Origin of the sequence: Streptomyces sp. WAC04114, from assembly GCF_019733245.1 — a bacterium.
Classification (GTDB): Bacteria; Actinomycetota; Actinomycetes; order Streptomycetales; family Streptomycetaceae; genus Streptomyces; species Streptomyces massasporeus_A.
On the sequence record NZ_JAIGQA010000041.1, the window covers coordinates 14,803 to 36,364 of the forward strand.

Consider the following 21,562-nt stretch of genomic DNA (forward strand, 5'->3'; position numbering starts at 1 on the left):
CTCACCCCGTTTTCTGGATAAGTCAGACATTTCCGGGACGTGCCCCGCGCACAGGTGAGGACTGCGGACACCGACATGAGCCAAGACCGCAACCATGGCGTCCACCACCGGCCGGTACGGCCGTTCAGGAATCGAGTGGCCGGTGCCGGGGCTTCGGTCCGCAGACGGGCCGTCGCACAGCTGGCCGCCGGAACACCCGTCCTGCCCGTCCTGGTCGTCGCCCTCGTCGTGTCCGCCGACCTCGTCGGCGGAGCCGGGATGATCTGGCTGCCCCTGCTGGTGGCCGGCCCCGCCCTGGCCGCCACGACCAACGGGCCGCGCGGCGTCCTCTGCGTCGGCCTCCTCGCCGCGGCGCTCGGCGTGACACTCGGGATCCGGGACGGTGTACCGGGCCGGGAACTGATCGCCGTGCTGTCGGCCCTGGTCGCCGTCACCCTCGCGAGCGGCCTGGCCAGCGGCCTGAGGGAGCGACGGGAACGGGTGCTCGCCGCCGTCCGCTCGGTCGCGGAGACCGCCCAGCACGCGCTGCTCAGGCCGGTGCCGTCGACCGTCGGGCCGTTCCAGGCGGCCGTCCGCTACAGCGCCGCGGCGGCGGAGGCCCGGATCGGCGGTGATCTGTACGCGCTGATATCCACCCCGCACGGGGTGCGGCTGATCGTCGGCGACGTGCGGGGCAAGGGGCTGCCGGCCGTCGGGACCGCGGCGCTCGTGCTCGGTGTCTTCCGCGAGGCCGCCCACGACGAACCCGACCTCCTCGCCGTGGTCGACAGGATCGAGCGGAGCCTGGCCCGCAACCTCGGTCACGACGACTTCGTCACCGCCGTCGTCGCCGGATACCCGCCGGGAGGGCGTCTGGAGGTCGTGAACTGCGGGCACACGCCGCCGCTGCTGGTGCGGGCCTCGGGGGACGTGACGCCGGTCGAGCCCGATCTGCCGTCCCCGCCCCTCGGGCTGCGCGCCCTCGCGGGTCAGACGCCCGGCCTCCAGGAACTCCCGTTCGCCGAGGGCGACCAGCTCCTCCTGTACACCGACGGTGTCACCGAGGCCCGCGATCACGGCCGGGCCTTCTACCCGCTGGCCGAAGGGCTGGAGCGTCACGTGACCCACGAGCCGGCCCGCACGCTCGACGCCCTGCACGACGAACTGCTGGCCCATGTGGGTGGCAGCCTGCACGACGACGCGGCGCTGCTGCTGATCCGCAAGCCGGTCCCGTACGAGGCGCACGCGGTGCCCGCCCCGGCACCGGTCTCCGGGGTACGGTGCTGCTCCTGATCGCCGCGCCTACTCCTCGCGCAGGTCCTTGACCCGCTTGAGCTTGCCGACGGACCGCTCCAGGGCCTCCGGTTCGACGATCGTCACCTCGGCGGTGATGCCGATGCCGTCCTTGACGGCCTTGGCGATCGTCCCGGCCGCCGCGTCGCGCTGCGCGGGGCCGGTGCCGGGGCGGGTCTCGACGCGGACGGTCATGTGGTCCATGCGGCCGCGCCGGGTCAGCTGGATCTGGAAGTGCGGGGCGACGCCGGGCGTGCGCAGCACGATCTCCTCGATCTGGCTGGGGAAGACGTTCACCCCGCGCAGGATGATCATGTCGTCGCAGCGGCCGGTGATCTTCTCGATACGGCGGAACGCGGGCCGGGCCGTGCCGGGCAGCAGCCGGGTCAGATCGCGGGTGCGGTAGCGGACGACCGGCAGGGCCTCCTTGGTCAGGGACGTGAAGACCAGCTCGCCCTCCTCGCCCTCGGGCAGCACCTCACCCGTGATCGGGTCGACGACCTCGGGGTAGAAGTGGTCCTCCCACACGTGCAGTCCGTCCTTGGTCTCCACGCACTCCTGGGCGACACCCGGCCCGATCACCTCGGACAGGCCGTATATGTCGACGGCGTGGATGTCCATCCGCTCCTCGATCTCGCGGCGCATCTCCTCCGTCCACGGCTCGGCACCGAAGATGCCCACGCGCAGACTGCTCGCACGTGGGTCCAGGCCCTGGCGCTCGAAATCGTCGAGCAGGGTGAGCATGTAGGACGGGGTGACCATGATGATCTCGGGCCGGAAGTCCTGGATGATCTGCACCTGGCGCGCGGTCATGCCCCCGGAGGCCGGGATCACCAGACAGCCGGCGCGCTCCGCGCCGTAGTGCGCGCCGAGACCGCCGGTGAACAGCCCGTACCCGTAGGAGATGTGCACCTTGTGGCCCGGGCGCCCGCCGGCGGCGCGGATCGAGCGGGCGACGAGGTCGGCCCACATCGACAGGTCGTTCTCCGTGTAGCCGACCACCGTGGGGCGGCCGGTGGTGCCGCTGGAGGCGTGCACGCGCCGCACCCGGTCCACGGGGACGGCGAACATGCCGAAGGGGTAGGTGTCCCTGAGGTCGGCCTTCGTGGTGAAGGGGAACCGGGCGAGGTCCTCCAGCGAGCGGCAGTCGTCGGGGGAGACCCCGGCCGCGTCGAACTTCTTCCGGTACGTCTCCACGTTCTCGTAGGCATGCCGCAGGCTGCGGCGCAGGCGGTCGAGCTGGAGCTCCCGCAGCTGCTCGCGCGTCAGGCGCTCGGTGTCGTCGAGCAGGTCGTGGGGGAGGGGCTCGCCGCGCCGCTGTCCCCCGGGCGCCGTGGCCCCGGAGGCCGTCGTCTCGCTGGTCATCTAGGACTCCTCCGGCCTCGTGCTCCTGATGCTCCGGCTGCGGCCCCGGAACTCCGCGATCACCTCGTCGCCCCGCCGGACCGTCACGTCGTAGAGGCCGCTGCGCCCGTAGCGGGTGCGCTCCTCGGCCCGGGCGACCAGTTCGTCGCCCTCGTACGCGGGAGCCACGAAGGTGATGTCCGCGCCCGCCGCGACGGTCACCGGGCCACGGCTGTTGCAGGCGCAGGCGAAGGCGCTGTCGGCGAGCAGGAAGACATAGCCGCCGTGGACGATCCCATGGCCGTTCACCATCGCCGGGGTCACGGTCATCCGCAGCGTGGCGGTCCCCTCGCCCTGCTCCCGCAGCTCTATCCCGAGCCCGCGGGAGGCCTCGTCCGCGGCGAACATCGCCTCCGCGGGCGGCGTCGCGTCAGCGGTATGGGTCACTTCTCGCACCACCTCATGAACCGACCGAACATTCGGTTAGCTGGCGGTGTCATGTAATCCAGCCGCTCCGACGCCCGTCAAGGGTCCAGGACTTGGCCGAGGGGTCTTACCAAGGCGCGCCGACGTGTCCTACGATGGACCGAACGAATGGTCGGTTGGGAAGGGGGACGGATGGAAACGACACGCTCCAGCCCCGCGGGGACGGACGGCGCCGAGCCGGATCTCCAGCAGCACTTCGACGCGACGATCGCGCGGGACCAGCGGATCGAGCCGCGCGACTGGATGCCGGAGGGCTACCGGAAGACACTGATCCGGCAGATCGCGCAGCACGCGCACTCGGAGATCATCGGCATGCAGCCGGAGGGCGAGTGGATCACCCGCGCGCCGTCGCTGCGCCGCAAGGCCATCCTCTTCGCCAAGGTCCAGGACGAAGCCGGGCACGGGCTGTACCTGTACTCGGCGGCGGAGACGCTGGGCGCCGACCGCGCGGACCTCACCGAGCGGCTGATCGAGGGCCGCCAGAAGTACTCGTCGATCTTCAATTACCCGACGCTGAGCTTCGCGGACGTCGGTGTGATCGGCTGGTTCGTGGACGGCGCCGCGATCTGCAACCAGGTGCCGCTGTGCCGTTCCTCCTACGGGCCGTACGCGCGCGCGATGGTGCGGATCTGCAAGGAGGAGTCGTTCCACCAGCGGCAGGGCTTCGAGCTGCTGATGACGATGATGCGCGGCACCCCGGAGCAGCGCGAGATGGTGCAGGACGCCGTGAACCGCTGGTGGTGGCCGTCGCTGATGATGTTCGGCCCGCCCGACGACGCCTCGCCCAACTCCGCGCAGTCCATGGCCTGGAAGATCAAGCGGCACAGCAACGACGAACTGCGCCAGCGCTTCGTCGACATGACCGTGCCCCAGGCCGGGAAGCTCGGCGTGACGCTGCCCGACCCGGAGCTGCGCTGGAACGAGGAGCGGGGCCACCACGACTTCGGCACGCCCGACTGGGACGAGCTGATGCGGGTCATCAAGGGCGACGGCCCGTGCAACGACCAGCGGATGGAACGACGCCGCACGGCCCACGAAGAGGGCACCTGGGTGCGCGAGGCGGCCACCGCCCACGCCGCCAAGCAGGCGTCCCGCGAGCGGAAGGGAGCGGTGGCATGACCGCCGACAAGCAGGACTGGCCGCTGTACGAGGTGTTCGTACGCGGCAAGCGCGGCCTGAACCACGTCCACGTGGGCTCGCTGCACGCCGCCGACGACCGCATGGCGCTCACCCACGCCCGCGACCTGTACACCCGGCGCAACGAGGGCGTCTCGATCTGGGTCGTGCGCTCGGAGCACATCGCGGCCTCCACCCGCGACGAGAAGGACCCGTTCTTCGAGCCCAGCGCCGACAAGGTCTACCGGCACCCGACCTTCTACGACATCCCCGAAGACGTCCCGCACATCTGAAGGAGAGGGCATGAGCGACGACCACGTCTACATGACCCTCGCCGAGGGACACGAAGACGACACCCGCTGGGCCTACGGCACCGGCTTCGAGGACCCCCTGCACGGCGTCGACACCGCCGTGCCCGACGACGTGGACGCCGGTGAACTGGCCGCCCTCTGCGTCACCCTGGCCGACGACGCCCTGGTCTCCGCCCAGCGGCTCGCCGAGTGGACCACCCGCGCCCCCGAGCTCGAGGAGGAGGTCGCGCTGGCCAACATCGGGCTCGACCTGCTCGGCCAGGCCCGCCTGCTCTACTCCCGCGCGGGCCAGGCCGACGGCACCGGCCGCGACGAGGACGCCTTCGCCTACTTCCGCGACGCCGGCGACTTCCGCAACGTACGCCTCGCCGAACTGCCGGGCGGAGACTTCGCGTTCTCGATCGTGCGGCTGCTGGTGTTCGCCTGCTGGCGCCTCGCGCACTTCGAGCGGCTCACCGACCACCGCGACCCGGTACTCGCGGCCATCGCCGCCAAGGGCGTGAAGGAGCTGGCCTACCACCGCCAGTACGCGGCCGAGTGGGCCGTGCGCCTCGGCGACGGCACCGAGGAGTCGCACCGCCGGATGCGCAGGGCACAGGAGCAGGTCGCGCCCTACCTGGGCGAGCTGTTCACGGCGTACGACGTCCGGGACGAGGTCGTCACCGTGCTGCGCCAGGTCACCGAGGCCGCCGGGCTGCCCATGCCCGTCTACCGGCCGCTGCCCGGCTCGGGCCGCACCGGGGAGCACACCGAACATCTCGCCCCGCTGCTGGCCGAGTTGCAGGGGATCGCCCGCGCCCACCCGGAGGCGACATGGTGACGGCACTCCTGGACGAGCGACGGGCCCGGCGCATCGCCGAGCAGGTGCCCGACCCCGAACTGCCCATGCTCACCCTGGCCGACCTCGGAGTCCTGCGCGACGTGTCCCTGGCCCCGGACGGGACGGTGGTCGCGAGTCTCACCCCGACCTACTCGGGCTGCCCGGCGATGGCGGAGATGCGCGCCGGCGTGGCCGCCCGGCTGCGCGAGGCCGGGTACGAGCGCGTGGAGATCCGCACGGTCCTCGACCCGCCCTGGAGCAGCGACTGGATCACGGCGGACGGCCGGCGCAAGCTCGCCGAGCACGGCATCGCCCCGCCCGGCACCGCGCCCGCGCACGCGGCCGGCCCGGTCCCGCTCGTGCTGTCACCGACCCGCCGCTCCGTGCCCTGCCCCCGCTGCGGTCACCCCGACACCGAGGAGACCTCCCGCTTCGGCGCCACGTCCTGCAAGTCCCTGTGGCGCTGCCTCGCCTGCCGCGAGCCGTTCGAGTACGTCAAGGAGATCTGATGGAGGACCTGATGGAGCCGGCCCCCGCCCCGGCGGCACGCGCGCGTGCCCGCCGACGTCCGGTCTTCCACCCCCTGCGGGTCGCCGCCGTGCAACCGCTGTGCGAGGACGCCGCAGCCGTCAGCTTCGACATCCCGGCCGAGCTGGCCGAGGAGTTCGCCTTCGCGCCCGGCCAGTCCCTCACCCTGCGCCGCGACATCGACGGCCGGGACGAGCGCCGCTCCTACTCGATCTGCGCCCCCGCCGGCACGGCACCGCGCATCGGCGTGCGGGTGGTGCCGGGCGGCCTGTTCTCCTCCTGGCTGGTGCGGGACGTACGCCCCGGCGACACCGTCGAGGTGATGGCGCCCACCGGCGCCTTCACCCCCGACCTGACCACCCACGGCCACCATGTCCTGATCGCCGCCGGCTCCGGCATCACCCCCATGGTCTCCATCGCCGAGTCCGTCCTGGCCGCCGACTCCCGCTCGCGCGTCACCCTCCTCTACGGCAACCGCCGTACCGGCACGGTGATGTTCGCCGACGAACTGGCCGACCTGAAGGACCTCTACCCGACGCGGTTCCAGCTCGCCCACGTCCTGTCCCGCGAGCCCCGCGAGGCCGAGGTGCTCTCCGGCCGTCTCGACGCCGAGCGGCTCTCCGCCCTCGTCGACGCCCTGGTCGACGTGGACTCCGCCGACCACTGGTGGCTGTGCGGCCCGCACGGCATGGTCCGCGCCGCCCAGGAGGTCCTCACCGGCCTCGGCGTACCCGCCGACCGGGTCCACCAGGAGCTCTTCTACGCCGACGACGAGCCCGTCCGCGAGGTCCACCACGCCGAGACCGGCCCCACCGGCCCGGTCAGCCAGGTCACCGTCACCCTCGACGGCCGCTCCACCACCTCGGCCCTGCCCCGCGAACGGAGCATCCTCGAAGGCGCCCAGCAGACCCGTCCCGACCTGCCCTTCGCCTGCAAGGGCGGTGTCTGCGGCACCTGCCGCGCCCTGGTCACCGACGGCAAGGCCGACATGCGCCGCAACTTCGCCCTCGAACCGTCCGAGGTCGACGCCGGCTACGTCCTCACCTGCCAGTCGTTCCCGGTGTCCGAGGAGCTGACGGTGGACTTCGACACCTGAGCCCCGCCTCTCACCGCCCCTGGGCGCCGCGCAGCACCCGCAACGCCGTGAGCGCCACGTGGAGTTCGGTGCGGCGCTCGCCGGATTCGAGGTCGGTGTCGAGGAGCCGCTCGATGGTGCGCAGGCGCTGGTACATGGTCTCCCTGGACAGGCCGCCGCGCCGGGCCGCCGTCGTCTTGTTGCCGGCGGCGTCGAGGTAGTGGCCCAGGGTCGCCAGCAGGTCGGTGCCGTGCCGGGTGTCGTGGTCGACGAGCCTGCTCAGCCGCCGTTCCGTGAAGTCCTGGATCCGGAGGTCCTCGCGCAGCGCGTACAGCAGCCGGCGCAGGTCGATGTCCGGCAGCTCGTGGAAGGAACGGTCCGCTGGCAGGGCCTGGCCGGGCGGGGTGGCCTCTATGACCCGGGCCGCCTCCCGGAAGGAACGTGCGGTGTCGGCGAGGTCCGCCACCTCCGAGCCGACGCCGATGATCGCCTCCGGGGCCAGGGCCAGCGCGATGCGGCTCAGCCGTTCGGCCACGGGCCGCCAGGGCCGGTCGGGGCGCAGGGCGAGCAGGACGCCGAGGCGGCCGGGGGAGAGCTCGCCGACCAGGGCCGGGACGCCGGCCGACCTCAGCTCCCGGTGCAGCCGGGCCTCCGGTTCCGCATCCTCCCCGCCGGGTCCGGGATCCACGAGGATCGCCAGGAAGACACCGGCCTCCGTGGGCAGGCCCAGCGCGGCGCAGCGGGCGCGGACGTCCTCGGCGGAGTGGTGGCGCTGCTCCGCCAGCTCCCGCAGGACGGTGCGGTGGGCCGTGTGCTCCCACGGCGTGGAGTGGATGAGCCGGGCCACGGTCAGGGCCATCGCCGTCCGCTCCAGGACGGTGATGTGCTCGGGGCCGAAGGCCGGCCCGTCGGCCGGCAGCATCGCCAGACGCCCCCAGCGTTCCCCCTGGTAGGAGACGGGAGCGGTGAGCCACCCCTCCGGGCCGCCCACCTCGGTGCGGTCGCCGGGCCCGGCCGCCCGGGAGCGCCGCTCCCAGTCCCCGAGCGCCTCCTCCACGGTGCTCCCCGACGGTTCACAGATCAGCGCCTGGTGCACCAGGTTCTCCAGCACGACCGTCCGGCCGCTCATCTCCGCCGCCGCGCGCACCACGTCCTGCGGCCCCGCCCCGCGCAACGTCAGAGCCGTGAACGCCTCGTGGATGCGCTGCGTCCGCCGCATCGCGTCGGCCTGGGTGCCGAGGATCAGCGCGTGCACGACCTGGGTGACCTCCAGGAAGTTGACGTCCCGGGCGAGGGTGACCAGGGGGAGGCCCCGGGCCCGGCAGGCCTGCACGAGGGCGTCGGGCGGCCGGTGAAAGCGCCGTACCAGTTCGATGACCAGCGCGGCCGCTCCCACCTCGGTGAGTTCGTCGACGTACCGGCGGACACCCGAGGCGTCCTCGGGCAGCGGCATGCCGGTGGTCAGGACCAGCTCCCCGCCCTTGAGGAAGGAGGCCGGGTCCGTCAGCTCGGTGATGTGCACCCAGCGCACCGGCCGGTCCAACTGGGCCAGCCCCGTGACGACTTGGGGCTGCCCCGCGGCCAGAACCGGCAGGGCCAGAACGTCGGCGACGGTGGGTGCGCGACCGGCCGGGGCGGTGTCACCGCCGGCCGTCGGCGGGTGCTGGTTCACGGTGCCTCCCTGCGTGCCCGGTCACTCTGACAAGCGGGGCTGACCTGCGCAAGAGCTGCCCACGGGTGGGACGGAGGGTGCCTGAGGGGTCCGGCGGTTGACACACCGTCCGAACAACGGGTTCCGGCCGGACAGATCACGCGTTGTCGGCGGCCGCCGCGGCCCCGATGCTCGGACACCGGAGCTGAGCCGAGCAACCCACCTCGTCGTACGGCCGGGAGACACCATGACCGCACTGTCGCCGCACCTTCGCCAGGCCACGCCCGTCGTGGCGGCCCGGGGCGAGGGCGTCCACCTCTACGGTGAGGACGGCCGCCGCTACCTCGACTTCACCGCCGGCATCGGCGTCACCAGCACCGGGCACTGCCACCCCAAGGTCGTGGCGGCGGCGCAGGAGCAGGTGGGCACGCTGATCCACGGCCAGTACACGACCGTGATGCACCAGCCGCTGCGCCGCCTCGTCGACAAGCTGGGCGAGGTGCTGCCGGCGGGCCTGGACAGCCTGTTCTTCACCAACTCCGGCAGCGAGGCCGTCGAGTCGGCGCTGCGGCTGGCCCGCCAGGCGACCGGTCGGCCGAACGTCCTCGTCTGCCACGGCGGCTTCCACGGCCGTACGGTCGCCGCCGCCTCCATGACGACCTCCGGCATCCGCTTCCGGTCCGGGTTCTCCCCGCTGATGAGCGGCGTGGTCGTCACCCCCTTCCCGACCGCCTACCGCTACGGCTGGGACGAGGAGACCGCGACCCGCTTCGCGCTGAAGGAGCTCGACTACACCCTCCAGACGATCTCCTCGCCCGCCGACACGGCAGCGATCATCGTCGAGCCGGTCCTCGGCGAGGGCGGCTACGTCCCCGCGAACCGCGCCTTCCTGGAAGGCCTGCGCGAGCGGGCGGACCGGCACGGATTCCTCCTGATCCTCGACGAGGTGCAGACGGGTGTCGGCCGCACCGGCCGCTTCTGGGGCCACGACCACTTCGGCGTCAGCCCCGACATCCTCGTCACCGCCAAGGGTTTGGCCAGCGGCTTCCCCCTCTCCGGCATCGCCGCCTCCAAGGAACTGATGACGAAGGCGTGGCCCGGCTCGCAGGGCGGCACGTACGGTGCCAACGCCGTGGCGTGCGCCGCCGCCTGCGCGACGCTGGACGTCGTACGCGACGAGAAGCTCGTCGAGAACGCCGAGGCGATGGGCAAGCGGCTCCGCCAGGGCCTGGAAGCCGTCGCCGACCGGACCCCGGGCATCGGCGACGTCCGCGGCCTCGGCCTCATGCTCGCCACCGAGTTCGTCACCGAGGACGGCGGCCCCGACCCGGAGACCGCCGCCCGCGTCCAGCGCGCCGCCGTCGACGAGGGCCTGCTCCTGCTGCTGTGCGGCGCCTGGAACCAGGTCGTCCGCATGATTCCGGCGCTCGTGATCGACGAGACGGGCGTCGACGAGGGGCTGCGGGCCTGGACGAACGCCGTCGAGGCCGGCACGTCGGGAGCCGGAGACCGATGACCACCGCGCCCCGCGACCCGGCGGATCTCATGGCCGAACTTCTCGACCCCGCCGCCGATCAACCAGGAGAGACGCCATGACCGAGGTACTGACCCAGCTGTTCATCGGCGGCTCCTGGGTGGATGCCGCGGACGGTGCCACCATGCCCGTCGACGATCCCGCCACGGGCGAGATCCTCTGTCACGTCGCCGACGCCGGCCCGAAGGACGCCCGGCTCGCGGAGGAGGCGGCCGTTCAGGCCCAGGCGGACTGGGCCCGCACCGCGCCCCGGGCACGCAGTGAGATCCTGCGCCGCGCGCACGAGATCATCCTGGAGCGCACCGACGAGCTGGCCCATCTGATGACCTCCGAGATGGGCAAGCCGCTCGCCGAGGCCCGGGGAGAAGTGGCCTACGCGGCGGAGTTCTTCCGCTGGTTCTCCGAGGAGGCCGTGCGGATCGACGGCGGCTGCGGCCTGCTGCCCGACGGCCGCAACCGCATGCTGCTCTCCCGTCGCCCGGTCGGCCCCTGCCTGCTCATCACGCCCTGGAACTTCCCGCTGGCCATGGGCACCCGCAAGATCGGCCCGGCCATCGCGGCGGGCTGCACGATGATCCTCAAGCCGGCCCCGCAGACCCCGCTGTCCAGCCTCGCGCTGGCCGGGATCCTCAAGGAGGCGGGTCTGCCGGACGGGGTGCTGAACATCGTCACCACCTCCCGCGCCGGCGAGGTGTGCGAGCCGCTGCTGAGGGGCGGCCGGATCCGCAAGCTGTCCTTCACCGGCTCCACCGCCGTGGGCCGCATCCTGCTGGCCCAGTGCGCCGACACCGTCGTACGCACCTCGATGGAGCTGGGCGGCAACGCGCCGTTCATCGTCTTCGATGACGCCGACCTGGACGTGGCCGTGGACGGGGCGATGGTCGCCAAGATGCGCAACATGGGCGAGGCCTGCACGGCGGCCAACCGCTTCTTCGTGCACCGGTCGGTGGCCGACGCGTTCGGGCGCCGGCTCGCCGAACGGATGGGTGCGCTCGTGGTGGGGCCCGGCACCCGCGACGGCGTGGACGTCGGCCCGCTGATCGACGCCGGCGGACGCGCCAAGGTGGAGGAGCTCGTGGCGGACGCGGTGGAGCGCGGCGCCGAGGTGCTCGTGGGCGGTCGGAGGCCGGAAGGGCCGGGCAACTTCTATCCGCCGACCGTGCTGGCCGGTGTCGATCCCGGCAGCCGTCTGATGGACACGGAGATCTTCGGCCCGGTCGCCGCGATCCTCACCTTCGACGACGAGGACGAAGTCCTGCGCCGTGCCAACGACACACCCTGGGGGCTGGTCGGCTACGTCTTCACCCAGGGTCTTGACCGGGGCCTGCGCGTCAGCGAACGCCTGGAGGTGGGCATGGTCGGCCTCAACACCGGCCTCGTCTCCAACCCGGCGGCCCCGTTCGGCGGAGTCAAGCAGTCCGGACTCGGACGCGAGGGCGGCCGGGTCGGGATCGACGAGTTCCTGGAGTACCAGTACGTGGCCGTGCCCGTGCGGTGACGAGGCCTCGCATGAAGGCATGAATGAGTCTTCATGTGTTCCTGTATGGTGAGGGCGAACGCGCCCCCGCCTGAAGGACCCTCATGACCTCCACGCTCACGCCTCGGCCGGTCGAGCGGCAACAGCCCGAGCGTCCCGGGACCCCGCCCCGGCGGCGCACCCGTGTCCTCGCCCTCCCCGAGGCGCGCTGGGCCGCCGCGGCCACCGTCCTCTTCCTGCTCGCGCTGCCCTTGCAGCTGACCGGCGCCCCGGTATGGACATGGGGGCCGCTGTACGCCTTGTCGTACGTCACGGGCGGCTGGGAGCCGGGGTGGGAGGGGCTCAAGGCGCTCAAGGACCGCACGCTCGACGTCGACCTGCTGATGGTCGTCGCCGCGCTGGGTGCCGCCGCGATCGGGCAGGTCATGGACGGCGCGCTGCTCATCGTCATCTTCGCCACCTCCGGCGCGCTGGAGGCCCTGGCCACGGCCCGCACCGCCGACTCCGTCCGGGGGCTGCTCGACCTGGCCCCCGCCACGGCCACCCGCCTGAGCCCCGGCGGCGGTGAACAGGCCGTCGCCGTGGAGGAGTTGACGGTCGGCGACATCGTCCTCGTACGCCCCGGGGAGCGCGTCGGCGCCGACGGCCGGGTGCTGGACGGGGCGAGCGAGGTGGACCAGGCGACCATCACCGGCGAGCCGCTGCCGGTGCCGAAGGAGCGGGGCGACGAGGTCTTCGCGGGCACCCTCAACGGCACCGGCGCGCTGCGCGTCCGGGTCGAGCGCGACGCCTCCGACTCGGTGATCGCCCGCATCGTCCGCATGGTGCAGGAGGCGTCCGAGACCAAGGCGCCCACGCAGCTGTTCATCGAGAAGGTCGAACAGCGCTACTCGCTGGGCATGGTGGCCGCGACGCTGGCCGTCTTCCTGGTGCCGCTGGCCTTCGGCGCGCAGCTCACCGACGCGCTGCTGCGCGCCATGACGTTCATGATCGTCGCCTCCCCTTGCGCGGTCGTGCTGGCCACCATGCCGCCCCTGCTGTCGGCCATCGCCAACGCCGGGCGGCACGGCGTGCTGGTGAAGTCGGCCGTGGTGATGGAGCGGCTCGGCCAGGCGGACGCGGTCGCCCTGGACAAGACCGGCACCCTGACCGAGGGGAGCCCGCGGGTCACCGACGTCCGGCCGCTGCCCGGATCCGGCCTGGACGAGCAGGAGTTGCTGACGCTGGCGGCCGCAGCCGAGCGACCCAGTGAGCACCCGCTGGCCCGGGCGGTGGCGGACGCGGCCCGCGAGCGCGGCCTCGACCTGCCCGATGCGCGGGACTTCACGTCCGCGCCGGGCGTGGGAGTCACCGCCGTCGTCGGCGGCCGTACGGTCGCGGTGGGCGCACCGGCCCGGCTGCTGGACGCCCGCGACGGCACGGCCACGGAACCGGACGCCGAAGTCGGTACGGTCGCGGAACCGGAGGAGTCCCACCGCACGGTCGCGGAACTGGAGGAGTCCGGCCGCACCGCCGTCCTGGTCGTCGTCGACGGCACCCCCGCCGGGCTGCTCGGCATCGCCGACCGGCTGCGCCCGGACGCCGCCGCCACGGTCGCCGCCCTCGCCCGGCTCACCGGCAGCGCCCCGGTGCTCCTCACCGGCGACAACCCCCGGGCCGCCGCACACCTCGCCGCCGAGGCGGGCATCGACGACGTGCGCGCCGGGCTGCTGCCGCAGGACAAGCTGGACGCCGTCCGGGAGATGGAGAGCACGGGCCGCAAGGTGCTGGTCGTCGGGGACGGCGTCAACGACGCACCCGCCCTGGCCGCCGCGCACACCGGGATCGCCATGGGCCGGGCCGGCTCCGACCTGGCCCTGGAGACCGCGGACGCCGTCATCGTGCGCGACGAACTCGCCGCGGTCCCCGCCACCGTCGCCCTGTCCCGCCGCGCCCGCCGCCTGGTCGTGCAGAACCTGGTGATCGCCGGGGTGTTCATCGCCGGACTGGTCGTCTGGGACCTGGCCGGTGACCTGCCGCTGCCGCTGGGCGTCGCAGGCCACGAGGGCTCCACGGTCCTGGTCGGCCTGAACGGGCTGCGGCTGCTGAGGGAGGGGGCCTGGCAGCGGGCCGCCGGGGAAAGCAGCTGACGAGCGCCCCTCGGCGCACCGGTGGGGGACCGCTGCCGGCCCGCGTCACCAGATCCACGGGCACGAGCGTGTCGGTGCGGGGCCGCTCGCGCGGGCCGTCGATCCGGTCCAGGAGGAGGCGCAGCGAACGGGTGCCGATCTCCGCGAAGTTGGTACGGACGGTAGTCAGGGGCGGCGGGAAGTGCGCCGCCTCGGGGATGTCGTCGTAGCCGACGACGCCGACGTCCCCGGGGACGGAGCGCCCCGACTCGTGCAGGGCGGGCAGCAGGCCGAGGGCCATCTGGTCGTTGGAGGCGAACACCGCCGTGACCTCCGGGCGGCCGGGCCGGCCGGCGGCCCAGGTCGTAGCCGGAGTCGGCGCTCCAGTCCCCGACGAGGGGCTCCGGTACGGCGGCGCCCGCGGCCCGGAGCGTCGCCCGCCGGCTCGTCAGCCGGTGGTCGGCGGAGGTCCAGCCGTCCGGGCCGGCGATGTGCCACACGGTCGTGTGGCCGAGGGCGAGGAGGTGCTCGGTGGCCTTGCGGGCACCGGTGCGGGAATCGCCGGTGACCAGGGGGAGTGCTGTCGTCGAGCGGGCTCTCCAGCACCACCGGGGGAGTGCCCGGACCGGTCGTCTCCTCCAGGGCCCGGCCCACCCACGGCTGTGGCGCGATCGCCATCACGCCGTCCGCCCCCTCGGCCGACAGCCGGTTCACGGCCTCGACGACGGTGGCGCGGTCGGGACGCCCGGGGGACACCCCGGCCCCACAAGATCTCCCCCGTGCTCCCACCAACCCCGAAGATCCACCAGGGTTGCCCCGTTCCCGTTCGGGTACGCGAGCAGGACCGCACCCGGGCGGATCATGCCCGGGCGGGCCGCACGACCGCCGCTACCAGGGAATCTGCCATGGAGACACCCGCAAACGACCCCACGCCCACGCCCGCCCAGCGGGCTTTGGACGTCCTCGCCGAGAACACCGAGGACACGGCGGCTCTGGACGCGCTCGCCAACAGCGACGTGCTCATCCCCGTGCCCGACGACGCCAACGACTCCGACGCCGCCAATCCCTCGGCGGTGGCGCTGCCGGTGCTGGAGCAGCCGGGCGGCGAACCCGTGGTGCCCGTGTTCACCTCCGAGGTGGAGATGGCCGGGCTGCTGCCGTTCGTTTCCCGCTACCGCCTGGTGCCGCTCGGCGCCCTCGCCGCACAGTGGCCGGCCGACGACCTGTCGCTCACCATCGACGGCAGCTCCGAGCACCGCCTGACGCTGACCTCGGAGGGAGTGCGCACCCTGCTGGCGCGCTAGCGGGGTGACCGACCCGATCCGGGCCTGGGCGGCTCTCCGCCCAGCGTCCGGGACAGGGCTGCCCGCTGCAGCGGCAGCACCTCGGCGTGCAGATCACGGCCCCTGGACGTCAGAGAGACCCACACTCCCCGCCGGTCCTCCGCGCAGACGGACCGCGTCACCAGCCCGTCCTTCTCCAGCCGGGCGATCAGCCGCGACAGCGCGCTCTGACTCAGGTGGACCCGCCCCACGAGGTTCTGCACCCGGCACTGCTCACCCTCCTCGGGCGCCGCGGTCGCGAGCATGTCCAGCACCTCGAAGTCGGAGGCGCCGAGACCGTGCGGATGCAGCGCCCGGTCGATCTCGCACATCGTGCGGGCGTGCGCCGACAGGATGTCCCGCCACCGATCCTCGAGCTGCCCACCAGCCGTTTTCGACGCCATAGGGGAACGGTAACACCGGTACAGGGTTCAATGACCGTGCATGGAGTGCGGGTCCGAGCCCCGGGGTACCGCCCGGCTTCCCGGCCCCGCCCCCCTCGTCGCTCATTTGTCCGAAATCCCCTCCCCGGCAGGGAAGTTCGGTATCGGTCAACGATGCCGAAGCCCGGACGCGGCGGCGTCGGCTGCGAGACAGTGGGAAGACGCGGTGAGAGGGCGAAGCCGCGAGGCAGGGGCACGACATGCTGAGGACACCCACGGACGAGACGCGGCTCCGCATCCTGGCCTGGCTGAAGGAACCCGGTCCCGCGGCGGACGGTGTCACCGCGGACGCCGTCGCCGAGCGGTTCTCGCTGCCGCGCCCGGTCGCCGTCAGCCATCTGCGGCTGCTGGAGGCGACCGGCATGCTGCGCACCAGCAGGTCCGCCGGGCGCGTGCGTTACCACCGCGACGACATGCGGATCGCCGAAGTCGCCCGGATGTTTGAGAAGGGCTGGTAGGCGACCCGGTACACCGGTATCGCCCCCGATGGTGAAGGACACGCGCGCAATGGACCGTCCCACGGCACTCGTACCCCGCCACTACGTCGCGGTGGGCCCCGGCCCCGAGGACGTGGTCGCCGACCCGCGCGGCCGCGTCCTCACCGGCGTCGCCGACGGCCGCATCCTGCGACTCGACGCCCTCGGAGACCCGGTCGCGGCCCGCGCCGAGGTGATCGCCGAGACCGGCGGCAGGCCGCTCGGGCTCGAACTCCTCCCGGACGGCGACCTGCTGGTGTGCGACGCCGAGCGCGGACTCCTGCGGGTCGACACCGGCGACGGCACGGTCCGGATCCTCGCCGACTCGGTGGCGGGGGAGCCGCTGCGCTTCTGCAGCAATGCCGTATCCCTCTCCGACGGCAGCGTCTACTTCACCGTGTCCAGCCGCCGCTACCCGCTGGAGCAGTGGATCGGCGACATCGTCGAACACACCGGTACGGGACGCCTGCTGCGACTCGCCCCCGGCGCCGACGCACCCGAAGTGGTGCTGGACGGGCTGCAGTTCGCCAACGGCCTCGTCGTCGGCGCGGACGAGTCCTTCCTCGTCGTCGCCGAGACCGGTGCCTGCCGGCTGCTGCGCGTCCCGCTCACCGGGCCGACGGCCGGGCGGAGCGAGCCGTTCGCCGAGAACCTCCCCGGCATGCCCGACAACCTCTGGCGCGGCGCGCCCGACGGCCCGATCTGGGTCGCGCTCGCCGGACCCCGTGTCCCGGCCCTCGCCCGGTTCCACCGCAGCGCGCCCGGCGTCCGGGCCGCCGCCGCGCGCGTCGCCGTGCGCGCCCCGTTCCGGCCCACCGGCACGATCGCCGTCCAGGCCTTCGACGACGAGGGCCGTGTCGTGCACCACCTTGCCCGCCGCCGCTCCGGCTACCGCATGCCCACCAGCGTCTGCGAAGCGGGCGGGCACCTGATCCTCGGCAGCATCTGGGAACGCGGCGTGGCGGTCTGCGAGGCGCCTGCGGCGAAGTGACCTGCACCGTCCGCCTCGGAGTGACCCCGCCCCGCCCTCGGGGTTAACCTGAACTCCGGCCGCGACGGGCGTCGCGGCGCGGCGGTGGGGCCCGCCGTACCCGAACCGCGGCAAGGACGCCGCCAACGGTCCCTACTTGCGACGGCACGCGCCCGTACGACCCCGGGCCCCGGCGAGTAGGAGACGGACGACCCCATGACATCCCCCGAAAGCCTCCGCGTTGCGGCGACAGCCCCCCACCGGCCCCCGTGGCGTGCCCAGGCGCCGGTCGTCGCGGTCGTCTCGCTCGGTGGGGGACTGGGCGCGACCGCCCGGTACGCGGCCTCCCTCTGGTGGCCGGCGCCCCCGGGCGGTTTGCCCTGGACGACCCTCGGGATCAACATCCTGGGCTGCGCCGTGATCGGCGTGTTCATGGTGGTCATCACCGAGATCCGGACCGCCCACCCCCTGGTCCGGCCCTTCTTCGGCACCGGTGTCCTCGGCGGCTTCACCACCTTCTCGACGTACGCCGTCGACATCCAGAAACTCATCGACGGCGGCCGTCCCGGCACCGGGCTGGCCTACCTCGCCGCGACCCCGCTCGCGGCGCTCACAGCGGTGTGGCTCGCGGCCGGGACGGCCCGCCGCGTCCTGAAAGGCAGGCGACGATGACGAGGCTGACCGGCAGGGCCCTGCGCCTGACCGTTTTCGTCGGCGAGCGCGACACCTGGCACCACAAGCCCCTCTACTCGGAGATCGTCCACCGCGCCCACGCGGCGGGACTCGCGGGCGCCAGTGTCTTCCGCGGCATCGAGGGCTTCGGTGCCTCCTCGCTGATCCACACCTCGCGGCTGCTCTCCCTGAGCGAGGACCTGCCGATCGCCGTGGTGATCGTCGACACCGAGCCACGGGTCCGCGCGTTCCTGCCGCAACTCGACGAACTGGTCAGCGAAGGACTGGTGACGCTCGACGACTGCGAGGTCATCCGGTACGCCGGCCGGGACGACACGCCCGGCGGGGCGGACACGAAGGGTAAGAACTCGTCGTGAACTGGCTGCTGGTCGTCGGCGGCGCCCTGGTCGGCGCCCCGCTGCGCTACCTCACCGACCGGGCGGTCCAGGCGCGGCACGACTCGGTCTTCCCCTGGGGCACCTTCACGGTGAACGTCACCGGCTCCCTGATCCTCGGCCTGCTCACCGGAGCCGCCACCCACCTCCAGTTGCTGCTCGGCACGGGCCTGTGCGGGGCCCTGACCACCTACTCGACGTTCTCCTACGAGACGCTGCGGCTGGCGGAGACCGGGGCGCGCCTGCAGGCCGCCCTCAACGTCGGCGCCACCGTGGTGGCCGGGATCGCCGCGGCCTTCGCGGGGGCGGCACTGGCGCGTCTGTGAGGCGCTGTGAGGCGCGTTCATGAGATCCGTTCTCGCCCGGGTGTAGTAAGAACGGTCCCCTCCGCTCCCGCCCCCGAGCAGAACTGGATACCATGAGCGTCATCAGCGTCGGTCAGGCCGTCGTCCTCGGAGCCGTCGAGGGGGTGACCGAGTTCCTGCCCGTCTCCTCCACCGGGCATCTGAAGATCGTCGAGGGGCTGATGGGCATCCCCGTCGACGACGACGCCGTGGTCGGGTTCTCGGCCGTCATCCAGGTCGGCGCGATCGCCGCGGTGCTCGTGTACTTCTTCAAGGACATCGTGCGGATCGTCTCCGCCTGGGGGAGGGGCCTGCGCGACCGCGAGGAGCGGTACCACCACGACTACAAGTTCGCCTGGTGGGTGATCTGCGCGACGATCCCGATCGTCGTCGTCGGACTCGCCGCCAAGCCGCTCATCCAGGGCCCGCTCGCCTCGCTGTGGGTGGTCGCGGGCTCCCTGATCGTCGGCAGCGGCGTGATGTGGGCGGCGGACCGGACGGGCCGGCACAAGCGCGGCGAGGACGACACCTCGTTCAAGGACGCGATGCTGGTCGGCAGCTCCCAGATCCTCGCCCTGCTCTTCCCCGGCTTCTCCCGCTCCGGCGCCACCATGTCCACCGCGCTCCTCCTCGACCTGGACCGTGTCGCCGCCACCCGGCTCTCCTTCTTCCTCGGCATCCCCGCCCTGACCGGAGCGGGCCTCTACGAGCTCAAGGACGCCCTGGGCACGGGGGTGGGCGCCGCGCCGCTCGCCGTCGGCACGGTCGTGTCGTTCGTGGTGGCGTACGCCTCCATCGCCTGGCTGCTGAAGTTCGTCGCCAAGCACTCGTTCAACGCGTTCGTGATCTACCGGATCGTGGTGGGCGGGCTGCTGTTCGTGCTGCTCGGGGCGGGGGTCCTGCACAGTTGAGTGGTCTGCCGGGCGGCGCCGTCGTCCGTCTGCGGCGCCATCGCGGCTCGTCGCGCAGTTGCCCGCGCCCCTTTGCGGCGCCCCCTTGACAGCCGCCTTCCGTCGGCCGGAGTATCTCTCCCGTGAACCTGTCAGACAGCCGGACAGCCGGACAGCCTGTGCGACGCGTCAGTGCCATGGAAGCGGTGCTGGCGTACCTGCGCGGCGCCATCGAACGGGGCGAGTACGCCATCGGCGACAAGCTCCCCTCCGAGGCGGAACTGTGCCGCACCCTCGAGGTCTCGCGGCCGGTGCTGCGCGAGGCGCTGCGGGCGCTGCAGACCATGGGTCTGACCGTGTCCAGGACCGGCAAGGGCACCTTCGTCGTCGCCAGCACCGTGGAGGACCCCACCTTCGGCGACTACGCGGCCAGCGACCTGCTGGAGGTGCGCCGCCACGTCGAGATCCCGGTCGCCGGGTACGCGGCCCGGCGCCGCACCCCGGAGAACCTCGACCACCTGGCCCACCTCCTGGACCGGATGGAGCGGGAGACGGACACCACCGCGTGGGTCGCCATGGACACGCTGTTCCATCTCGCCGTGGCCGAGGCCGCCCAGAACCCGGTCTTCCGCCGGGTCATCGAGGAGATCCGGGACGCGCTGGCCCGCCAGTCGGCCTTCCTCAACGAATTGGGCGGCCGCCGCGAGCAGTCCAACCGAGAGCACCGGGCGATCGTCGAGGCGCTGATCGACGGTTCCGAGAACGACGCGGTGGAGGCCATGGCCCACCACCTCGACCGCGTCGAGACGACCCTCACCGACATCGTGCGTTCATCGCGCACGGACACCCCCACGGAAGGCGGACCCGAGGCGTGAGCGAGCAGTCCCTGCACAACGAAGTGCAGAAACGTTCCGTCCATGTCGATGCCGGAGACGAGGGCTACAGCAAGTCCCTGAAGTCCCGGCACGTCAACATGATCGCCATCGGCGGCGCCATCGGCACCGGCCTCTTCCTCGGCGCGGGCGGCCGCCTCGCCGACGCCGGCCCCTCCCTCTTCATCGCCTATGCGGTCTGCGGCCTCTTCGCCTTCCTCGTCGTGCGCGCCCTCGGCGAGCTCGTGCTGTACCGGCCCTCCTCCGGCGCCTTCGTCTCCTACGCCCGCGAGTTCATGGGGGAGAAGGGCGCCTACACCGCCGGCTGGATGTACTTCCTCAACTGGGCGACCACCGGCATCGCCGACATCACCGCCGTCGCCACCTACACCCACTACTGGGGCATGTTCTCCGACATACCGCAGTGGGTGATCGCGCTGATCGCCCTGGCGGTCGTGCTCACCGTCAACCTGATCTCGGTGAAGATCTTCGGCGAGCTGGAGTTCTGGTTCGCGATCGTCAAGGTCGGCGCGCTGGTCGTCTTCATGTGCATCGGCATCTTCCTGCTGGTCACCCAGCACCCCGTCGACGGCCACACCCCGGGCCCGTCCCTGATCGGCGACAGCGGCGGCATCTTCCCGCACGGCCTGCTGCCCATGCTGCTGATCATCCAGGGCGTCGTCTTCGCCTACGCCTCCGTCGAGCTGGTCGGCGTCGCCGCCGGTGAGACCGAGAACCCCGAGAAGATCATGCCGAAGGCGATCAACTCGATCATGTGGCGCGTCGGGGTGTTCTACGTCGGCTCGGTCGTGCTGCTGTCGATGCTGCTGCCGTGGAACAAGTACACCGCCGGCGAAAGCCCCTTCGTGACGGTGCTGTCCAACATCGGTGTCCCGGCGGCGGGCGGTGTGATGAACCTCGTCGTCCTCACGGCCGCCATGTCCTCCCTCAACTCCGGCCTCTACTCCACCGGCCGCATCCTGCGCTCCATGGCCATGGCCGGATCAGCGCCCAGGTTCACCTCCGTGATGAGCCGTAGCCAGGTCCCCTACGGCGGCATCCTGCTCACCAGCGGCATCTGCGTGCTGGGCGTCGGACTCAACTTCGTCGTCCCCGCCGAGGCGTTCGAGATCGTGCTGGACTTCGCCGCGATCGGCATCCTCGCCACCTGGGGCATGATCATGATCTGTCACCTCCTCTTCTGGCAGAAGACCCAGAGGGGCGAGCTGACCCGCCCGGGCTACCGGCTCCCGGGCTCCCCCTGGACCGAGATCGTGACGCTGGCCTTCCTCGCCTCCGTCCTGGTCCTCATGTACGCCGACGGCGGCGCGGGACGCACCACCGTGCTGTGCCTGCCACTGATCGTCGGAACCCTGGTCGCCGGATGGTTCGGCATCCGCGGCCGTATCGCGCGCAAGTCCACCACCGGAGCCGACGCGTGAGGAACGCGCCGCTC

Annotated in this window: 22 protein-coding genes and 1 pseudogene; 18 read left to right on the forward strand and 5 right to left on the reverse strand. The window is 72.5% G+C overall.

Annotated elements, in window-relative coordinates:
• The first annotated feature begins 75 nt into the window (after positions 1 to 75).
• Positions 76 to 1,272, forward strand: a complete 1,197-nt coding sequence (locus K4G64_RS14090; RefSeq protein WP_221756384.1) for a PP2C family protein-serine/threonine phosphatase — start codon at positions 76 to 78, stop codon at positions 1,270 to 1,272.
• A gap of 9 nt (positions 1,273 to 1,281) precedes the next feature.
• On the opposite strand, the gene paaK is transcribed toward K4G64_RS14090, so the two are convergent.
• Both paaK and paaI read right to left on the reverse strand, forming a co-directional pair.
• A complete protein-coding gene (gene paaK / locus K4G64_RS14095; protein WP_221756385.1) occupies positions 1,282 to 2,637 on the reverse strand; it encodes a phenylacetate--CoA ligase PaaK in 1,356 nt (451 codons plus the stop codon).
• Positions 2,638 to 3,024, reverse strand: a complete 387-nt coding sequence (paaI, locus tag K4G64_RS14100) for a hydroxyphenylacetyl-CoA thioesterase PaaI (protein ID WP_221756413.1) — start codon at positions 3,022 to 3,024, stop codon at positions 2,638 to 2,640.
• 210 nt (positions 3,025 to 3,234) lie between these two features.
• On the opposite strand from paaI, the gene paaA reads away from it, so the two are divergent.
• From paaA to paaE, 5 genes are read left to right on the forward strand one after another with little or no spacing between them, the layout of a single operon-like run.
• Positions 3,235 to 4,221, forward strand: a complete 987-nt coding sequence (paaA, locus tag K4G64_RS14105) for a 1,2-phenylacetyl-CoA epoxidase subunit PaaA (protein ID WP_221756386.1) — start codon at positions 3,235 to 3,237, stop codon at positions 4,219 to 4,221.
• Entirely contained in the window at positions 4,218 to 4,511 is a 294-nt protein-coding gene (gene paaB / locus K4G64_RS14110) for a 1,2-phenylacetyl-CoA epoxidase subunit PaaB (RefSeq protein ID WP_030844556.1), read from the forward strand. The genes paaA and paaB overlap by 4 nt, the downstream gene beginning before the upstream one ends.
• Before the next feature lie 10 nt (positions 4,512 to 4,521).
• Positions 4,522 to 5,349 (forward strand): 1,2-phenylacetyl-CoA epoxidase subunit PaaC, encoded by an 828-nt coding sequence (gene paaC / locus K4G64_RS14115; protein WP_221756387.1) that lies wholly within the window; start codon positions 4,522 to 4,524, stop codon positions 5,347 to 5,349.
• Complete coding sequence (gene paaD, locus K4G64_RS14120; RefSeq protein WP_221756388.1) at positions 5,343 to 5,858, forward strand: 1,2-phenylacetyl-CoA epoxidase subunit PaaD; 516 nt, start codon at positions 5,343 to 5,345, stop codon at positions 5,856 to 5,858. Before paaC ends, paaD begins: the two co-directional genes overlap by 7 nt.
• Positions 5,858 to 6,973 (forward strand): 1,2-phenylacetyl-CoA epoxidase subunit PaaE, encoded by a 1,116-nt coding sequence (paaE, locus tag K4G64_RS14125; protein WP_260460434.1) that lies wholly within the window; start codon positions 5,858 to 5,860, stop codon positions 6,971 to 6,973. The genes paaD and paaE overlap by 1 nt, the downstream gene beginning before the upstream one ends.
• Before the next feature lie 10 nt (positions 6,974 to 6,983).
• On the opposite strand, the gene K4G64_RS14130 is transcribed toward paaE, so the two are convergent.
• Positions 6,984 to 8,624, reverse strand: a complete 1,641-nt coding sequence (locus tag K4G64_RS14130) for a PucR family transcriptional regulator ligand-binding domain-containing protein (RefSeq protein ID WP_221756389.1) — start codon at positions 8,622 to 8,624, stop codon at positions 6,984 to 6,986.
• A gap of 226 nt (positions 8,625 to 8,850) precedes the next feature.
• On the opposite strand from K4G64_RS14130, the gene K4G64_RS14135 reads away from it, so the two are divergent.
• The 3 genes from K4G64_RS14135 (at position 8,851) to K4G64_RS14145 (ending at position 13,743) form a co-directional block, all read left to right on the forward strand.
• Positions 8,851 to 10,119 (forward strand): aspartate aminotransferase family protein, encoded by a 1,269-nt coding sequence (locus K4G64_RS14135; RefSeq protein ID WP_221756390.1) that lies wholly within the window; start codon positions 8,851 to 8,853, stop codon positions 10,117 to 10,119.
• A 76-nt stretch (positions 10,120 to 10,195) separates the two neighbouring features.
• A complete protein-coding gene (locus tag K4G64_RS14140) occupies positions 10,196 to 11,635 on the forward strand; it encodes an NAD-dependent succinate-semialdehyde dehydrogenase (protein ID WP_221756391.1) in 1,440 nt (479 codons plus the stop codon).
• An 83-nt stretch (positions 11,636 to 11,718) separates the two neighbouring features.
• Positions 11,719 to 13,743: a heavy metal translocating P-type ATPase gene (locus K4G64_RS14145; RefSeq protein WP_221756392.1), complete on the forward strand. Its 2,025-nt coding sequence runs from the start codon at positions 11,719 to 11,721 to the stop codon at positions 13,741 to 13,743.
• A gap of 97 nt (positions 13,744 to 13,840) precedes the next feature.
• On the opposite strand, the pseudogene K4G64_RS41405 reads toward K4G64_RS14145, so the two are convergent.
• A pseudogene (locus K4G64_RS41405) lies at positions 13,841 to 14,092 on the reverse strand (substrate-binding domain-containing protein); the annotation flags it as partial.
• Between the two features lie 535 nt (positions 14,093 to 14,627).
• Between K4G64_RS41405 and K4G64_RS14155 the strand changes: the two are divergent.
• Positions 14,628 to 15,026: an SseB family protein gene (locus K4G64_RS14155; protein ID WP_030844525.1), complete on the forward strand. Its 399-nt coding sequence runs from the start codon at positions 14,628 to 14,630 to the stop codon at positions 15,024 to 15,026.
• On the opposite strand, the gene K4G64_RS14160 is transcribed toward K4G64_RS14155, so the two are convergent.
• Entirely contained in the window at positions 15,023 to 15,448 is a 426-nt protein-coding gene (locus K4G64_RS14160) for a MarR family winged helix-turn-helix transcriptional regulator (RefSeq protein ID WP_221756393.1), read from the reverse strand. The genes K4G64_RS14155 and K4G64_RS14160 overlap by 4 nt on opposite strands.
• Positions 15,449 to 15,687: 239 nt before the next feature.
• Here K4G64_RS14160 and K4G64_RS14165 point away from each other — a divergent pair, with 239 nt between their 5' ends.
• From K4G64_RS14165 to K4G64_RS14200, 8 genes are all read left to right on the forward strand, one after another.
• Positions 15,688 to 15,945: a helix-turn-helix transcriptional regulator gene (locus tag K4G64_RS14165; RefSeq protein WP_190903904.1), complete on the forward strand. Its 258-nt coding sequence runs from the start codon at positions 15,688 to 15,690 to the stop codon at positions 15,943 to 15,945.
• Positions 15,946 to 15,994: 49 nt separating this feature from the next.
• The gene (locus K4G64_RS14170; RefSeq protein WP_221756394.1) at positions 15,995 to 16,954 is read left to right on the forward strand and encodes an SMP-30/gluconolactonase/LRE family protein; all 960 of its coding nucleotides are present in this window, start codon (positions 15,995 to 15,997) and stop codon (positions 16,952 to 16,954) included.
• Positions 16,955 to 17,149: 195 nt separating this feature from the next.
• Positions 17,150 to 17,605 (forward strand): fluoride efflux transporter CrcB, encoded by a 456-nt coding sequence (gene crcB / locus K4G64_RS14175; protein ID WP_221756395.1) that lies wholly within the window; start codon positions 17,150 to 17,152, stop codon positions 17,603 to 17,605.
• On the forward strand, positions 17,602 to 17,982 hold the full coding sequence (locus K4G64_RS14180; RefSeq protein WP_221756396.1) for a DUF190 domain-containing protein: 381 nt from the start codon (positions 17,602 to 17,604) through the stop codon (positions 17,980 to 17,982). Before crcB ends, K4G64_RS14180 begins: the two co-directional genes overlap by 4 nt.
• Complete coding sequence (locus tag K4G64_RS14185; RefSeq protein WP_221756397.1) at positions 17,979 to 18,326, forward strand: CrcB family protein; 348 nt, start codon at positions 17,979 to 17,981, stop codon at positions 18,324 to 18,326. The genes K4G64_RS14180 and K4G64_RS14185 overlap by 4 nt, the downstream gene beginning before the upstream one ends.
• A gap of 92 nt (positions 18,327 to 18,418) precedes the next feature.
• Positions 18,419 to 19,255, forward strand: a complete 837-nt coding sequence (locus tag K4G64_RS14190; protein ID WP_221756398.1) for an undecaprenyl-diphosphate phosphatase — start codon at positions 18,419 to 18,421, stop codon at positions 19,253 to 19,255.
• A 176-nt stretch (positions 19,256 to 19,431) separates the two neighbouring features.
• Positions 19,432 to 20,109: a FadR/GntR family transcriptional regulator gene (locus K4G64_RS14195; protein WP_030844483.1), complete on the forward strand. Its 678-nt coding sequence runs from the start codon at positions 19,432 to 19,434 to the stop codon at positions 20,107 to 20,109.
• Positions 20,106 to 21,548, forward strand: coding sequence for an amino acid permease (locus K4G64_RS14200; protein WP_221756399.1), 1,443 nt, complete (start codon positions 20,106 to 20,108; stop codon positions 21,546 to 21,548). The genes K4G64_RS14195 and K4G64_RS14200 overlap by 4 nt, the downstream gene beginning before the upstream one ends.
• Positions 21,549 to 21,562 lie beyond the last annotated feature (14 nt).

Coding starts and splice junctions, on each gene's coding strand:
- K4G64_RS14145 (WP_221756392.1), top strand. CDS start 11,719: ATGACCTCCACGCTCACGCCTCGGCCGGTCGAGCGGCAACAGCCCGAG.
- crcB (WP_221756395.1), top strand. CDS start 17,150: ATGACATCCCCCGAAAGCCTCCGCGTTGCGGCGACAGCCCCCCACCGG.
- paaC (WP_221756387.1), top strand. CDS start 4,522: ATGAGCGACGACCACGTCTACATGACCCTCGCCGAGGGACACGAAGAC.
- paaB (WP_030844556.1), top strand. CDS start 4,218: ATGACCGCCGACAAGCAGGACTGGCCGCTGTACGAGGTGTTCGTACGC.
- paaD (WP_221756388.1), top strand. CDS start 5,343: ATGGTGACGGCACTCCTGGACGAGCGACGGGCCCGGCGCATCGCCGAG.
- K4G64_RS14190 (WP_221756398.1), top strand. CDS start 18,419: ATGAGCGTCATCAGCGTCGGTCAGGCCGTCGTCCTCGGAGCCGTCGAG.
- paaA (WP_221756386.1), top strand. CDS start 3,235: ATGGAAACGACACGCTCCAGCCCCGCGGGGACGGACGGCGCCGAGCCG.
- paaK (WP_221756385.1), bottom strand. CDS start 2,637: ATGACCAGCGAGACGACGGCCTCCGGGGCCACGGCGCCCGGGGGACAG.
- paaI (WP_221756413.1), bottom strand. CDS start 3,024: ATGTTCGCCGCGGACGAGGCCTCCCGCGGGCTCGGGATAGAGCTGCGG.
- K4G64_RS14155 (WP_030844525.1), top strand. CDS start 14,628: ATGGAGACACCCGCAAACGACCCCACGCCCACGCCCGCCCAGCGGGCT.
- K4G64_RS14090 (WP_221756384.1), top strand. CDS start 76: ATGAGCCAAGACCGCAACCATGGCGTCCACCACCGGCCGGTACGGCCG.
- K4G64_RS14180 (WP_221756396.1), top strand. CDS start 17,602: ATGACGAGGCTGACCGGCAGGGCCCTGCGCCTGACCGTTTTCGTCGGC.
- paaE (WP_260460434.1), top strand. CDS start 5,858: ATGGAGGACCTGATGGAGCCGGCCCCCGCCCCGGCGGCACGCGCGCGT.
- K4G64_RS14195 (WP_030844483.1), top strand. CDS start 19,432: ATGGAAGCGGTGCTGGCGTACCTGCGCGGCGCCATCGAACGGGGCGAG.
- K4G64_RS14160 (WP_221756393.1), bottom strand. CDS start 15,448: ATGGCGTCGAAAACGGCTGGTGGGCAGCTCGAGGATCGGTGGCGGGAC.
- K4G64_RS14140 (WP_221756391.1), top strand. CDS start 10,196: ATGACCGAGGTACTGACCCAGCTGTTCATCGGCGGCTCCTGGGTGGAT.
- K4G64_RS14165 (WP_190903904.1), top strand. CDS start 15,688: ATGCTGAGGACACCCACGGACGAGACGCGGCTCCGCATCCTGGCCTGG.
- K4G64_RS14135 (WP_221756390.1), top strand. CDS start 8,851: ATGACCGCACTGTCGCCGCACCTTCGCCAGGCCACGCCCGTCGTGGCG.
- K4G64_RS14170 (WP_221756394.1), top strand. CDS start 15,995: ATGGACCGTCCCACGGCACTCGTACCCCGCCACTACGTCGCGGTGGGC.